Origin of the sequence: Mycobacterium sp. NPDC006124 (genome assembly GCF_040614235.1) — a bacterium.
Lineage (GTDB): Bacteria > Actinomycetota > Actinomycetes > Mycobacteriales > Mycobacteriaceae > Mycobacterium.
This window is the reverse complement of sequence record NZ_JBEXUA010000011.1, coordinates 144,758-159,369: the sequence shown is the minus strand read 5'-3', so window position 1 is coordinate 159,369 and position 14,612 is coordinate 144,758. Positions and strand designations below refer to the sequence as shown.

The window sequence follows — 14,612 nt, the reverse complement described above, 5'->3', positions numbered from 1 at the left end:
TCGACATCACTTTCGGGGCTTGGAGCCGCACGCCACTCCGAGTCGAGCGCGTTGCCAGCGTCGCTGAATTTTATCCCGTCGGCATCGGAGAACCCGGTCATGCGGCCACACCAGTTCGCAGGGCTCCAACGGCGTCCTCACGGCCCCACCGCGCGGCAACACATGCGCGATCGAGGTCGTCACGGTCGGACTCCACGGCATCACGCAACCGCGTGAGTGCGCGCCGCAGACGTGACTCCAGTTTGTTCTCCGTGACGCCCATCAGCGCCGCGACTTCACGCACCGGCACCGCGGCGTCACCGCCGAACCGAATCTTGAGTGCACGGTGGTCCTGCTCAGCCAGAACGCCGCGAGACAGCGCCCAATCCAGAAGCACGTCGGCGGTCAAATAGCTGTCCGCCTCGGCGTGAACATCCTCACCGGCAACGTCCTCGAACGACGGTTCCGCCGAGCACATCGGCGCCTCGTGCATCTTCGTGACAGTGCGCAACGTGATCCAGTAAAGCTGCGCATCGGCGTGCTTGTGCGAGGGTCTCACCGCCGGCAGTGCGCGCGACAAGAACGCATCCACGGTGACCTGGAAGCGCTCCTCCAGGCAGTCACCGGGAGCGTGCCGGGCGACCGAGGAGAGCATCACCGCCTTGGCGCCGAGCAGCAGTGTCGCGGCCAGGCCGACACCGCGGCGGTGCTCCGAGAGCAACAGTGCAGTCGACGTGGTGTCCCGGCCGCCGAGCGCGTCGAGGAGTTGCTCGACGCCGGCGACGTCGGCGGCGCGCAACCAGCCGTCGACGAGCGCGCGGTGCGAGCGCAGGCCGGCGGTGCGCAGTGCGTGCTCGCGAAGCGCGGCGGCCGGGCGGGGGAGGGCAAGAGGTTGAGTGGTCATCGCCGGTTCTCCTGAAGGAGTCGTTGAGCGCCAGTGCGGCGCATCTGATGACCTCAGCCTCGGAACGAGTTGTGAGCTAACCGTCAGCTACGACGTGAGGGGCGCCGTGACAGGTTCCCGGCAGCACCTGTCACAAGTGTGATCTACGCCACTCTTTGAGTCGTCACACTGCCTGGAGCTGCGAGCATGCGATGCCTGAGGGTTGCGCGAACGCGATTCGGAGTTCTCACGCGACGGAAATCTAGCCGCGCTGTTTTCACGCTCACAGCACACTGATCTCGGGTGTGCACGCATCGTGCGCGCCGATGAGCGGCCAGTGTGCACTCGGTCGTGCGCGTCATGTGCGCGGAACGTGCGCGGCTCCGCCGATAGCTGATCACGCGGCATGTGCGCGGGTCGTGAGCGGTCGCGCACAATTCATGTGCGCGACCTGCGAGGAAGTCTTCGGCGACGGTTGTGAGGTCACATTCACACGGTTGACCTGCGAAAATAGCGCGAGCAAAGATCCGTCCAGTGATTTACGCTGGCCTTATCGCTCCGCTGCACAGCCAGCGTAAGCCCCCTGTCAAGGGGGTAAGGCAAATCTGATATTTCGACAGAACGAAGATCTGGGGGACGCGCTACTCGCGATAGCGCGTTAGCTGCACGGGCCCGGAACGAAAATCGACGCCCAGGCGCACGACGGAAACCACCCCCGCGGTCGGTACTTCACGGATAGAGGCGGCATTCAGGTCCGCTCCCCGTTCCCAAGAAGGACACCCACCATGGCGACCTCCGCATCAGCCCGCTCGCGCAACGTCGACATCAGCCCCGCCATCGCCGCTGTGCGCGCCTACTCGCGCGCGGTGAAGATCGCCTGCGATGAACTGCACGACGATCCTTTCGACGTGAACGCCCGCGCCGCTCTTCTCAAATTGATCGTCGATGACAGCCCCGAAGCGGACGCCGCATTGCCCCGTGCGCTCGCCGAGAATGGCGCCGGGACTGTGGGAGACTGATTTACCGTGACAGGTAAAGTTCCCAGTAAAAGGAAGCACTTCGACGAGCTGGTCAAGCCCCTCGATCGCGGCCTGATCATGCGCAGAGCCGTCAACGTGCTCGGCGTCATAGGCGGACTCTTCGCCGTCATCTCACTTCTCACATCGCTGTGGCCCGACGCCGCGCAGACCGACGCAACCCCCGGCAACGCGTCCGTGCCGGCGTCCACCCTCGTCACCGGTTTCGCCCGCGATTACGTCACCACATACCTCACCGCCAAAGCCGGAGACGAGGACAAGCTCGCGCGATACGTCACCCTCAAAGACATCAAGCTGCCGCCCATTGCGGGACAGTTCACCGACACCGACATCGCGTTCGCCAAGCAGATCACCACCACCGACGACGGCGTTGCACTGTGGACGGTCACCGTCTCCGGTCTCGTCAACGGCGCCACCACCACCGCGCCGCAACGCACCTACTACCGCGTCCCGATCACCGTCCTCGACGGCGCTCCGCGAGCCACCGCCCTGCCGATGCAAGTGGCCGGCCCCGGTGTCGGCGTGGACTTCCGACTGGGTTACCGCTACACCGTCGCCCCGGACTCGCCACTGGCGACGACCGCCGCCGGATTCGTTCGCTCCTACCTCACCGGTGGCGCCGACTTCGCTCGCTACGTCACCGCCGACGCCACCGACAAGCCGATCCAACCGGCGCCCTACGCGAAGGTCGACACCATCACCGTGGACGCGAACGTCAGCGGCAACGGCAGCGGCGCCGACAGCGCCGAGGTCTACATCACCGTGGCAGCGCGCACCAAGAACTACACCCTCACCCAGCTCGCCTACCCGCTCACGCTCAAGTCCGTCGAAGGGCAGTGGCAAGTGGTCTCGATCGCCTCGGTACCGCTACTGCAGACCCGCCCCGACAACCCGCAAGAAGCCACCAACACCACCACCACCCCAACGACTCCGCCGCCAACGCCGACGCGCGGCTGACCCACCAACTGAGAACGAAAGGACCGCTCCAATGACCGACATCCAAGTCCTCCTGGAGAACATCCGCGTCGTCGCCGTCGGGTGCGCCGGCACGCTGCTGCTGCTCTGGGGCATCTACTACTTCTTCCGAAACCTGTTCGGCGAAGCAGGCCGCAACCCCGTGAAGATCGCGGTCTCGGCCCTGGCGATCACCGGCGCCGCCGGCGTGTTCGCGATGATCCCGTCGCTCATCAGCGCCGGCAGCAGCACCGGCGAGCAGATCGGTGGCGGCGGTGGCTACTCGATGCCCGCCCCGGCTCCGCTCCTGCCCGCATCCGGTAACGTAACCGGCCAGTCGGCGGCCGCATGACCTGGGTGCGCTGGGTACGAGTCGCGACCTCGGGTCGACGATTCCGCACCTACGTCGGCCGCCTTCCCGGCGGCCGGAAACTGCCCGGCGGCGCGCGTCCCATCGAGCAGATCGTCGGATTCACCGCGACGCTCGTCGCGACCATCTTCGCCACCCGATTGCTGCCCTACAACGCGGTCGCCGTCTTCGGTACCGGCGTCATCCTGGCGTTCGCGGTGACCGCCGCCCTGAGCCTGATCAAGTACGACGGAGTGCCGGTCCTGGGCAAGACCGCACGCCTGGTGAGTCTCGTCGTCGACCGCAAGCCGACCGTTCTGGCCCGCGAGGAACTCGATCGACAAGCCCAGACGAACCCTCACGCATTCGTCATCGACGACACCCCCATCGACGCCGCCTAACCCGCCGCCACGGCACACCCCGCACACGAAGGACCCGAGCGCCCCGTGAAGCTCCGACAACCGACCGCAGCCCGCCGCCACCATCTGCAGTGGACCCACCACGGCGGCGTCTTCGCCACCTACTTCGTCGAGGCCCTCGACTACGGCCTGCGCCAACCCGAAGACAAAGCCGGCGTCGCGGACGCGCACGAATCGCTCATCCTCAACTGCCCCGACAACACCCTGCTGCTGAGCTTGCAGGCCCCCCTGGATCTCGTCGACGTCATGAACCGCTCACTGGATCGGGTCGACCTCCACCGCACCCCGGACTACATCAAGGAAGCCGTCGCCGGGTACAAGCGCATCGCCGAGATCGCACCGCTCACCCGCATCTACACGATCACCTTCCCACTCGGGAAGAGCGCACTGACCGGTGAGCCCACCGCGCGCGACGTCGCCGAGCAACTCGCCGCCGCCGACGAGCTGCTCACCGTCATCGACCCGGAATCGAACTTCCGGCTCCAACCCGTCCCCGAGGGGCTGCTGCCCTTCATCTGGAATCACAACCTCATGCGGGGATCGGCACTCGAACACGCCCCACACAACCCGGCGAACGCCTCACCGAGCACAGCGGCGCCCACCCCCTACTTCCTTCCGGGCATCCTCGACGAAGGAGCCCGCACCGAGAAATCATTCCGCCGCAGCTTCGACCCCATGCTCAAGGCCATGATCCGGCTCGACGAGGGCGAGGTCATCAACAGCTACCAAGCCATGCTGACCCCGATGTCGTTCCCGCCGGCCATGGGATTCCCCGGCCATTCCGAGTTCCTCTCCGTGCTCGACGGCATCCCTGACGTCAGCGTCGACTGGGCCATGCGCGTGCGCCGCCGCGACCGCGAATCTGCCATGCAACAAAACGAGAAGGTCCTCGGCAAGCTCGGCGTCCAGCTCGGCGAACGCGACAGCGACGTCGGCTTCCACACCCAGGAGCTGCGCCGCAAAGTCGACACGCTCGCCGCCTACAACGACAGCCTCGCCACCAACGAGAACGCCGAAGAGGTCGAGTTCACCACCGTCCTGGCCGTCGGCGCTCCCACCCAAACCGAGCTCACCCGCAGCGTCGGAACCCTCAAAGCCAAGTTCCGCCGCCTCGGCATCCGCGTCGACGCCCCGCGCGGAGCACAACGCAAGCTGTGGATGATGCTCAACCCCGGCGCGCCGGCCGACAGCGTGTACACCGACTACCAACACGTCACCGCCACCCCCGACTGGGCAGGGTTCGTCCCCTTCACCACCGCGCGACTGCTCGACGACACCGGACCCATCATCGGCGTCAACCTGCTGTCCGGACTCTTCGAGCCGCTGCACTTCAACTTCCTGAACAAGGTGCTCTCCGACATCAGCCCTGCCATCGCCATCGCGGGCGAGCTCGGGTCGGGCAAGAGCTACTTCACCAAGACACTGATCAGCATCATCGCCGACCTCCTCGGACAGTTCCTGGTCATCGACCGCTCCCAGCAAGGCGAATACATCCCGCTGCTGGAATCGATCCCCGGCTCGACCCTAATCACCCTCGACGAGCCGAAGTTCACCCTCGATCCGCTGCGCCTGTTCGACGATCCCCACAAATCGCGGCGCATCGCCCTCGACACCATCCTGCCGCTACTCAACATCCCCGTCGTCTCCGCACCGGGCGTGCTGCTGGCCGAGACCCTGCAACCCGAACACCGCGGCGCACACAACCTGCGCTCACTGGCCGACGTCCGCGACCACCTGGCCTACCGGGCCGCCCGCTCCCATGGCCGCGACGCCGACGATCAGCAGACCCTCGTGCGTGCAATGGACGCCGTGGAGGCGCCGGTGCTGTTCGACCGAGCGCTGCCACCGATGCCGCTGTCGGCCACGGCGACCGTCGTGCGGACCCACACCCTGGCCCTGCCCACCGTCGACGAGCTGACGCTGACCCACGCCTACGCGAACCTGCCCTGGCGCAAACGCCTCGGACACACGCTCTACGAGCTGGTCGGACTCCTGGCCCGCGATCAGTTCCTCAAGCCGGGCCGCTTCGGCGCCCTGGTCGTCGACGAGGCCTACCACTTCACCGCCACCACCGTCGGCAAGCAGATCGTCGAGGAGTTCGTCCGAGACGGCCGCAAGCACGCTGCCGGCATCATCTTGTCCTCGCAGGACCCGAAGGCCGACTACGCGTCCACCGCGCACAACCTCATCCCGAACCGGTTCGCCTTCCGTCAGCGCCACACCACCCTGGCGGCCAACAGCCTGGAGTGGCTCGGTGTGGACATCGAGCGCGACGCCTACTTGATCAAGCAGCTTCGTGAGAACACCTCACCGCCGGTGGGCCGAGGGGAAACCGTCGCCCCCAATCGCCGCGGCGAGTGCTTCATCGCCGACGGCCGCGGGCGCATCGGGCGAGGGAAGATCTTCGGGCCCGCCCGCGAAGACCGGGCCCGCGCGGTGTCCACGACACCTGAGCAGGTGACCATCTGATGCTCGCCGCCGCTTTCCTCCCCGCAGGCTGGGACCCCGCCCTGCCCACGCTGAGCCAGCTGTTCGCCCGCGGTTGGGCGCTGTCGAGCACCACCCGGTTGCGCAAATTCATCCTGCTGCCGATCTACCTGCAGCTGTGCCTGTGCCTGATCGCGTTGGCGTTTCCTGCCGAAGCCCACGCTGCGATCGGACCGCAGAGCCCGGTGCTCTACGTCCTCGGGGTCACCGACTCCTACGGGGTCCCGTTGTCGCGCTACGCCATCTCCACCGACTACGGATCGGTCCTCGACGGGGGATCTCAAGCGGTCCTGGCGACCCTGCTCGAAGCCGAGGCCGGACTGTTCGTCGTCATCGGCGGCGTCGCCATCTGGTTCCTCATGTACGTCATCAGCTTCGGGTTCCTGCCCGACCTCGTACAGCCCGTCGCCTCCGTCGTCCAGGACTACGCCGGACAGATCCTGCCCGGCGTCGCGGCGATCGCCGCGATCATCGCCGCCACCTTCGTCGCCCTGAACATCCTGCGCGGCAACCTGCCCCGTGCCGCCTCCCAGGGCGCCGCCGCTGTGCTGGTCGCACTCATCGGCGGCGCCCTTGTCTACTCACCGATCAGCTGGGTCATCTCCGACTCCGGGCCCCTGGCACAGGGACGCGACGTGGCCGTCAGCCTGGGCTCCAACTCCGTGGCCGGTCTCGACAACACCACCGACACCCTCAACCGGCTGGAGGGGACGCTGGCCACCTCGTTCGTCCGCCGGCCGTTGCAGACCTGGAATTTCGCCGGCCAGCCCGACAGCACGCCCAGTTGCGCGGCGGCTTGGAGCGACGGAGTGAACTCCGGGGACCCCGACAACATCAAGGACGGCATCCGGGCCTGCGGCGCCTCCGACTCGGCCGCGATGAAAGCCACCGCCGACAACCCCAGCCCCGGACAACTGGGCACCGGTGTCCTGATGCTGATGTTCATCGGCATCTTCGCGCTGTTCTGCGTGGTCCTCGGCTTCCACATCGTGCTCGAGTTCTTCCGGGCCGTGGCCAACGCCTTCAAACTCCTGTGGGGCTTCGCCGTCGGCGTCATCCCCGGCGGGCCTCAGGCCTCCCTGGTCAACACGTTCGTCGCCATGCTGTTCTCCGGGGTGGCCATGTTCGGCTACATCACCATGACGATCTTCATCGGGGAGATCGTGACCGTCGTCTTCCGCCAACAAGGCAACGGCGTCGTCGCGATGCTCTCCGCGCTGATCCTGATGATGGTGGCCATCCGCCTGATCTTCGCGATGTCGAAGAACCTCAAGCAGACCAGCGCCAACGTCGCATCCGGAGTCATCAACAGCGTCGGTGCCGCACCGCCCCCACCGACTACGAACATCCTGCAGGAGAAGGCCGGCGGATTCCTGCGCGACAGCACCGTGGTCGCCGCTGGTGTCGGCGCAACCATGGCCGGCGGCGTGATCGCGGCCCGTTCCCCGTCGGCCGCGCACGCCCTGAGCGTGGTGGCACCGTTCGTCCGTGGGGGACGAACCTCGATGGTCCGCCACCTCGACCGCGGCGCCGACATCTACAACCGCAAGCAGGACGCCGAGGAACGCGAACGGGCCCGCCAGGAAAGGGAAGCCGCGAAGGCGGCGACCGAGCAGGCCAAGACCGAGAGTGCACCGCCAACCGCATCCACGGCGACGGCACCCGACACCACCGCCAGCGCCGCCGCAGGCAACGGCGGGGGACCGCCTCCAGCTCCCTCGGCACCGCCGGGACCGTCGGCGCCGCCGGCGGGAACGGCTCCGCCCACCACGCAGTTCAGCGCCGCGCCTGCTGGCCGGGACGTCCCGCCATCACGGCCGACGCCGCTGAGCGCCAACGACCTTCAATCGCCCCCGGCCTCGTCGCCACCGTCTACCAGCGGTTACGGCACGTCCCCAGGGCCCACGCCGAACGGCGCCGGCCCCCAGGGTGGACCACCCACGGCTCCCCGAACCGGCTCCGGGGCACCACTTCCCGACTGGAACAACCCCACCACCAGCGGCGATGACACGTCCCCGCCCTCAGGGCCGCGGCACGGGTCCGCCGGCGCCGACGCGGCGCCGCCCTCGCCGTTCGAGCAGCCGGCAGATCCGACCCCACCCGCCGCGCCACCTGCGCCGCCGGCCACCGGATCCACCCGGCCCCTGCCCCCGCCGGCCGGGCCTCGACACAGCGACGATGAGAAGGGAGCCCCGTGAGCTCACCGAACACCGAACCGCCTCGCCAGTCGATCCTGCGCGGGCTGGCGGGCGCCGCAGCAGCTCAGGGGATCCGCAAGGTCACCGTCTCCGCCGGCTCCGCGGTAGTCGGCGCCGTCGGATGGCCGGTCATCCTCGCAGTCGCCGCGGTCGTGATCCTCCTGGTCCTGGTCCTGGTCATCACCGCGATCGTGGCACTCAGCCGGATGTCCGATCAGCAGCACAACTTCGCCTACCAGTGCGAATCCCGGCTGGGCTACTCCGTCGGCAACACCGCAGCCCTGGCCGTCGTCCCCCGCCTGGCCACCTCCGTGCCGATCGATCAAGCTCCGGTGACCGCCTGGGAGACCACCGCCCTGCAGCCGGCGACCACCACGCCCACCACAGCACCGGTCACCACCACCTCGACCCCCGCCACTGCCACCACCACCACGACGACCAGCGCAAACAGCACGTCCCCCACCAACCCGTACGCCACCCTCACCCCGCCCCCCACCGCCGACGCCAACACCACCGCATGTGCAAACGCCGTGCGTACTGGCGATGTCGTCGGCCCGCCCCTGACCACACCGGGCACCGAAGTCGGCCGGCAAGCCGCCGCCCTGGCCAACAACCAGGTGGGCCTACTGGCAACCGATGCCGACGGAAGTACCGCTGGCCCCACGAACGACGCCTTTTCGGCAGCTAACTTGGTCAGATACGCGTACTACCAGGCCACACGGGGAGAGGTCACGTTGCCCAAGGACGTCGCAGCCCAGATTGACAGTGGCGATCGCGTCGACCCGAGCGCGATTAGCCCCGGCGATCTCGTCTTCTTCAACTTCACCCCCAGCCACGGGCCGACGGCCGTCATGATCGCGATCACGCCAACGCTGGGCATCGACGCCACCACCATCAATCAACCGATCGCCGTGGGAGTCCTGCCCACCGGCAACGTCATCGTCAAACGACCCCGCACACAGTCCGACCAGGAGGTGCCGACCCCGTGAGCGAAGAGCAGCTCGCCGACGCCTCCGCACCCCCGCTGCCCCCCGGTATCGGCACCCACACCGACACTGGCTCGCGCGACAACCGCCGGGCCCCGATCCTGCCGATCACGCCGCGAATGCCCGGCAGCCCCACCACAGCACCGCCGCAGCAGTCCGCCGCCCCCACCCCTGCCGCCCCCGCGGCCCCGCAGACAGCAACCAGCAACACCCCGACACCAGCGCAACCAGCCCCGACCCCGCCGCCGGGGACACCGGGCGCCACCCCCGCACCGGCCGCCAGCGACCCCGCTGCAGCCGGACCCGGCAGCGGCACAGACGATCACGGCCACGACCACGCCGAGGGCGGCGCCGACGGCTCGCCCTCCACCCCCGACGACGCCGCCGACCCCGCCGCGGCCGCCAAACCACCGATCAGCCCGCAAGACGCCGCCGGCATGCTCTCCGGTCTGGCGGAACCCTTGGCCGGCCTACCGTCTGCGCTGATGGGCATCGGGTCGGGCCTCCTCGCTCCGTTCGGGCAAATTCTCAACCAGTTCGGCCAAGGCAACCCGGCCATGCCGAACTCCAGCGGCTTCCCCGCAGGAGTGCTCGATCGCCTCGGCTCCACCGACGCCAGCACCGGCATCCAGGGACAAGCCGGCGACGCCTACCAATCCGACGTCGACAAGCAGGCCAACCAAGCCCGCGCCATGGACAACCTGGAACGCAAACTCCGTTCCTCCCTGGAGGATTCGGCTGCCAACTCCACCTTGGGCCGCGACAAGATCGAACAGATCGTCAACCAGGTCAAGACGGCCCTGCAGGCGATGGGTCCCATCGCCAACACCCCGATGGGTCAACTCGGTGTGCTCACCACCATCGCCCAGGGGCTGCAGCAGGCCGGCGCGGTGCTCACCGATGCCGTCGGCAAGGACTCGCTCAACGCCGGCACCATCAAGTCGATGTCCGCCGACTATCTCAAGGACCTCAACGCCAGCGGACCAGACGACCAGGAACAGCAGCACCTGCTCGCCGCCGGCGGACCCAAAGCGTGGGCCATCAAGGCCCTCGCCGCCAACGGCATCACCGATCCTCGCGCCGTCGCCAAGTGGCTACCCGGTCTCCTGACCATGGGACAGCGCGAGTCGGGCAACAACCCCCGCGCGGTCAACGGCTGGGACAGCAACGCCTCCAAGGGAACCCCCTCGATGGGGTGGCTCCAAACGATTCGCCCCACCTTCGAGGCCCACTGGCGTCCGGGAACCTCCCGCGACATCCTCGATCCCGTCGCCAACGCCGCGGCCGCCATCCACTACGTCATGACCAGATACTCGGTCTCCGCCGACGGATCCGACCTCATGTCCAAGGTGCAGCAAGCCAACCCCTACGCACCGCCGAAGGGCTACTGACATGGCCAAAACTGAAACAGCACAACGCAATCCGGGAATCGTCGCCGTCCTCGCGGTCCCTGTGGTGCTCGGCGCCCTGTGGTTCAGCGGCGCCGCCACCGCCACCTCGTGGGCGCTGCGCCACGGGTACTTCACCACCCGCAACCCGCTGCTGGCCCTACCCGGCGCCAACCCTCGCGGCGCGGGGCCCACCCTGCTGGCCGTCGCCGCGCTGGCCGCCATCGCCATCGGCATCGTCGCCGCGGTGATGATCGGGGTCCGGATGGCCGCACCGGTCCAGCACGACCCCGACGACCGCCGTCCCGTCCCGCCGGTGGCGGCTCCCGTCGTAGCCGCCACCGCACTCATCGGCGGCATCCTCATCCTCGCGCTGATCCCCGTCATCCCCGACCTGATCGCCGCAGCCATCGGTGTCATCGCCGCCTACGCCGCGGCCGACCTGCTCACCGAGAAGCTGCGCGAACGCCGCGAGCGTGCCCGCTACCTCAACGAAATCGAGTGGGCGCTCTACCCGTACCTCGGCTACGACGAGCTGCCACGCCGCCGCCTGGTCGCGATCACCGAATGGGACGAGGAGGTCGACGGCCAACCCGAGAAACCCAAGACCATCGTGCTGGCCTACCGCGGACGCCGCGAAGAACTCAAACCAGAGCTCAGCCGCCGCCTCGACGATGCCGTCGGCTCCCACTACACGCTGTCCTACGCCACCACCGATCAGCTGATCACCGCCAACCTGGCCAGCGTCAACACCGAGACCCCCACCGTGCGTGGACTGCGCGAGCAGATCGCCAGCACCGAGCTGTTCGGCTCCGGAGCCACGGTCACCGACCTGCAGTACACCGAAAGCGGCGACCTCGTACAATTCACCGTTCACCATCAAATCGGCGCGAAACTGTCTGGCACAGACCGTATCCGGTCGATCGCCCGCAAGATCAGCGACCTGCTGCCCGGCCGGTGGCGCGCCACCCGCTTCGACCATCTCGCCGGCACCGCCATCTTCGAACAGCGCCCCGAGCTGCCCACCAAGGTCTACCCACCCGTACAGGCGCCCGTGTCCACCGTGGAGCAGGCCTGCGCCACCTACGACCACGCCGCCATCCCGCTGGCCGTCGACGAAGAGGGCACCGTCATCGAATGGAACCTCAAGGTCAACCCGCACATGCTGCTGATGGGACCCACCGGCACCGGCAAGACCGCCACCATCCACAACGCGATCGTGCAGGCCGCGCGGTTGGGCGTGCGCATCTTCATCATCGACTTCAAGGGCGGTGAATTCACCAGCTACCGCACCTATCCCAATGTCGTCGCCGTCCTCACCGAGCCGCACGAGGCGATCGCCTTGGTCAACACCATCTACAAGGAGATGCAGCAGCGCTACAACCTCTACAAGCGCAACCGCCGCGCACTATCGACCAAAGAACCCTTCATGATCGTCTTCGACGAGTACACCGAGTTCCAGGACGCCATCAAGACCTTCTACGCCAACACCAAGGGCAAGGGCGCCCCCCGAGACTGCCCAACCCTGCGACAGTTCTCCTCACTGCTGCGCCTGGGCCGCACCAGCCGCTTCCACTGCGTGGCCGCCCTCCAGCGAGCTGACGCAGACTTCCTCAAGGGCGAAGCGAAAGACAACTTCACACAACGTCTTTCGCTGGGCAAGCTGTCCACCCAGGCCGCGATGATGATCCACAACGACGCCAACGCCGGCCGCACCGTCCCCATTGGCGTCCGCGGCCGCGGCACCGCTCTCAACCGCGCCGGCTGGCCCACCGAAGTGCAGGCCTTCTACGTGCCCGACCCCTCCGACCCGGCCGACGAGGACGAGAAGCAGATCGTCGAGGAGTTGCGCCCCCCGGTGGCACTCTACGAACGCGGCATCATCATGCCGCCAGAGACCGACCCGACAACCCAACCCGAGGATTTCGGCGTCTACCAGAATCTGCCCCTGCTCAAGGCCGCCGACTACCCGCACTTCGACCCGCACGCCGCCGGCTACGCACCGCCGGGATGGCTCGACTTCCAGGACCGCGGCGTGGAGTCGATCTTCGGCAGCGCCCCCGGCGGTCCCCGCCCGGCGTCCTCGGAGGAGCTCGCGCACAGCTACGTCGACCTCGACGCCGAGAGCCGGCACGTCACCGTCGACCAGCTGGAGATCGGCGACTACGTGTGCCAGCCCGAGACAGGGGAGTGGGCCATCCTCGACGAAGAGCCCAGCCCCGGCCCCGATCCGGACACCACGGTGCTCATCCTGCGCGACGCCATCTCCGGGGAGCGCGAGGAGACAGAGGTCGCTAGCGACGCGATGATCGAGGTCAGGGACCTCGCCGAAACCCACCTGGCGGCCGTGTGAGCACCCACAATCGACTCGGCGAATCGAACCACCAAGAAAACACATGCTGACGTGCAGAAAATCGCCGAGTATCGCCAATAATGGAAACATCAGGGAAAGGAACCCCCACCGGTGGCTAAGAAGAACGACTTCACCAAGCGCGCCAACGAGCTGCTCGCGGCGCGTCTGGATTCGGTGAAACGCCTCGGCGAACTGCTCGACGCCAAGGCCGTGAAGGAAGCCGAACTCCAGAGCCTGGACTCCGACATAGAGAAGGCCGCTCAGTCGTGCGTCGAGGCGGGCTGGAAACCCGCCGAGCTGGTCGACCTCGGCGTCCCCAGGGCGGCGCTCCCACGCCGCCAGACCCGCACTGCGGCCCTGGAACCCCGCAACCCCGACGGCAACGCCGAATCCGGCGGAGAGGGCGGCGGGGCCGAAGGCGGCACCGCACCGGAGCCCACTTCGTAGATGACGTCGGGCGGCGCAACTCGTGACGAGATCACAGCGATCCTCAACCAACTCCGAGGTCTCCTCGGAGAGGGGACGCCCGTGACTGCGCCGCTGCCCTCGACCATCCCCGATGACGTCGGCCAGCGCCTGGAGGCACTGCCCAACGGCCTCGGCGACTTCATCGAGCACCTGGTGCTCTCCCGCAAGAGTCAGGCTCAGATCAGTGCAGCGCTGGCCGAGGTCGACCCGTCGTTGGTGCCGGTCGTCGACGAGTCGGGTCAGCACGTCAACGCCGGACGCGAGGACATCGACAACACGACCAACCAGTACGTCAGCCGCGACGACGCCCTTGCGCCAGTCGAGGGCACCCCGATGGGTGCACTGGCGTCCCTGCAGAACAAGGCCGACGCCGTGGCCAACGGCTCGAACGCGGTGCGCACCCAGATGCCGCCGGCCGAAATGCGCCGCGTCCTCGTCGACTCGCTGGCCCAGAAGTACTACCAGCAGGCCAAGGCCGCCGCATCCGGTGGAGGAATGGGCGGCGGGTCCGGTGGCGGCATGGGCGGCGGGTCCGGTGGCGGCATGGGTGGCGGCTCAGGAGGTGGCGGCGGTAACCCGCTGAGTGCACTGTCCGGGCTGTCCTCGGCGCCGGCCAGCATGCTGTCATCACTCGGTTCGGGCAAGGGAGGGGATTCCGAGGGCACCCGCCTGGCCGCCCGCGCCACCCCCAACGGCGCACTTCCGCCGGGGGTGGCATCCGAGAAAGGGTTGCAGCGCAACACGATTCTGTTGGCACGTGCGATCAGCGCCGCGTTCCCCGAGATCTCCGACATCGGCGGCGTCCGGCCGGACTCCCTCAAGTGGCACCCCAACGGCCTGGCGATCGACGTCATGATCCCGAACTACTCCAGCGCCGACGGCAAGGCCCTCGGTGACCGCGTACTCGCCTTCGCCATGCAGAACGCCCCGAAATACGGCCTAGATCATGCGATTTGGCGACAGACGATTTACACGGAGGGATCGTCACCACGGCCGATGGAGAACCGCGGCGGCATCACCGCGAACCACTTCGACCACGTGCACATCGCCACCACCGGTGGTGGCTACCCGACCGGAGGCGAAACCTATGCCCTCTAGCCACCCCATCCCA

General features: G+C 67.8%; 11 protein-coding genes and 1 pseudogene. 11 read left to right on the top strand and 1 reads right to left on the bottom strand.

Annotated elements, in window-relative coordinates; genetic code table 11:
- Window positions 1–97: 97 nt before the first annotated feature.
- Window positions 98–883: a hypothetical protein gene (locus ABZ195_RS21495; protein ID WP_355221338.1), complete on the bottom strand. Its 786-nt coding sequence runs from the start codon at window positions 881–883 to the stop codon at window positions 98–100.
- A 764-nt stretch (window positions 884–1,647) separates the two neighbouring features.
- On the opposite strand from ABZ195_RS21495, the gene ABZ195_RS21490 reads away from it, so the two are divergent.
- From ABZ195_RS21490 to ABZ195_RS21440, 11 genes and pseudogenes are all read left to right on the top strand, one after another.
- Window positions 1,648–1,881, top strand: coding sequence for a hypothetical protein (locus ABZ195_RS21490; protein ID WP_099025044.1), 234 nt, complete (start codon window positions 1,648–1,650; stop codon window positions 1,879–1,881).
- A gap of 6 nt (window positions 1,882–1,887) precedes the next feature.
- A complete protein-coding gene (locus ABZ195_RS21485; protein ID WP_355221336.1) occupies window positions 1,888–2,856 on the top strand; it encodes a conjugal transfer protein in 969 nt (322 codons plus the stop codon).
- A 31-nt stretch (window positions 2,857–2,887) separates the two neighbouring features.
- On the top strand, window positions 2,888–3,205 hold the full coding sequence (locus ABZ195_RS21480; RefSeq protein WP_355221334.1) for a hypothetical protein: 318 nt from the start codon (window positions 2,888–2,890) through the stop codon (window positions 3,203–3,205).
- Window positions 3,202–3,603, top strand: coding sequence for a hypothetical protein (locus ABZ195_RS21475; protein ID WP_355221332.1), 402 nt, complete (start codon window positions 3,202–3,204; stop codon window positions 3,601–3,603). The genes ABZ195_RS21480 and ABZ195_RS21475 overlap by 4 nt, the downstream gene beginning before the upstream one ends.
- Window positions 3,604–3,648: 45 nt before the next feature.
- The gene (locus ABZ195_RS21470) at window positions 3,649–6,090 is read left to right on the top strand and encodes an ATP-binding protein (protein WP_355221330.1); all 2,442 of its coding nucleotides are present in this window, start codon (window positions 3,649–3,651) and stop codon (window positions 6,088–6,090) included.
- Entirely contained in the window at window positions 6,090–8,306 is a 2,217-nt protein-coding gene (locus tag ABZ195_RS21465; protein ID WP_355221328.1) for a hypothetical protein, read from the top strand. The genes ABZ195_RS21470 and ABZ195_RS21465 overlap by 1 nt, the downstream gene beginning before the upstream one ends.
- Window positions 8,303–9,295, top strand: coding sequence for a hypothetical protein (locus ABZ195_RS21460; protein WP_355221326.1), 993 nt, complete (start codon window positions 8,303–8,305; stop codon window positions 9,293–9,295). The genes ABZ195_RS21465 and ABZ195_RS21460 overlap by 4 nt, the downstream gene beginning before the upstream one ends.
- Entirely contained in the window at window positions 9,292–10,683 is a 1,392-nt protein-coding gene (locus ABZ195_RS21455) for a DUF4226 domain-containing protein (RefSeq protein WP_355221324.1), read from the top strand. The genes ABZ195_RS21460 and ABZ195_RS21455 overlap by 4 nt, the downstream gene beginning before the upstream one ends.
- 1 nt (window position 10,684) lies before the next feature.
- Window positions 10,685–13,033 (top strand): FtsK/SpoIIIE domain-containing protein, encoded by a 2,349-nt coding sequence (locus ABZ195_RS21450; RefSeq protein ID WP_355221323.1) that lies wholly within the window; start codon window positions 10,685–10,687, stop codon window positions 13,031–13,033.
- A gap of 111 nt (window positions 13,034–13,144) precedes the next feature.
- On the top strand, window positions 13,145–13,480 hold the full coding sequence (locus ABZ195_RS21445; RefSeq protein WP_355221321.1) for a hypothetical protein: 336 nt from the start codon (window positions 13,145–13,147) through the stop codon (window positions 13,478–13,480).
- Window positions 13,481–14,200: 720 nt separating this feature from the next.
- Window positions 14,201–14,599: pseudogene (locus ABZ195_RS21440) on the top strand (hypothetical protein); the annotation flags it as partial.
- Window positions 14,600–14,612: the final 13 nt, after the last annotated feature.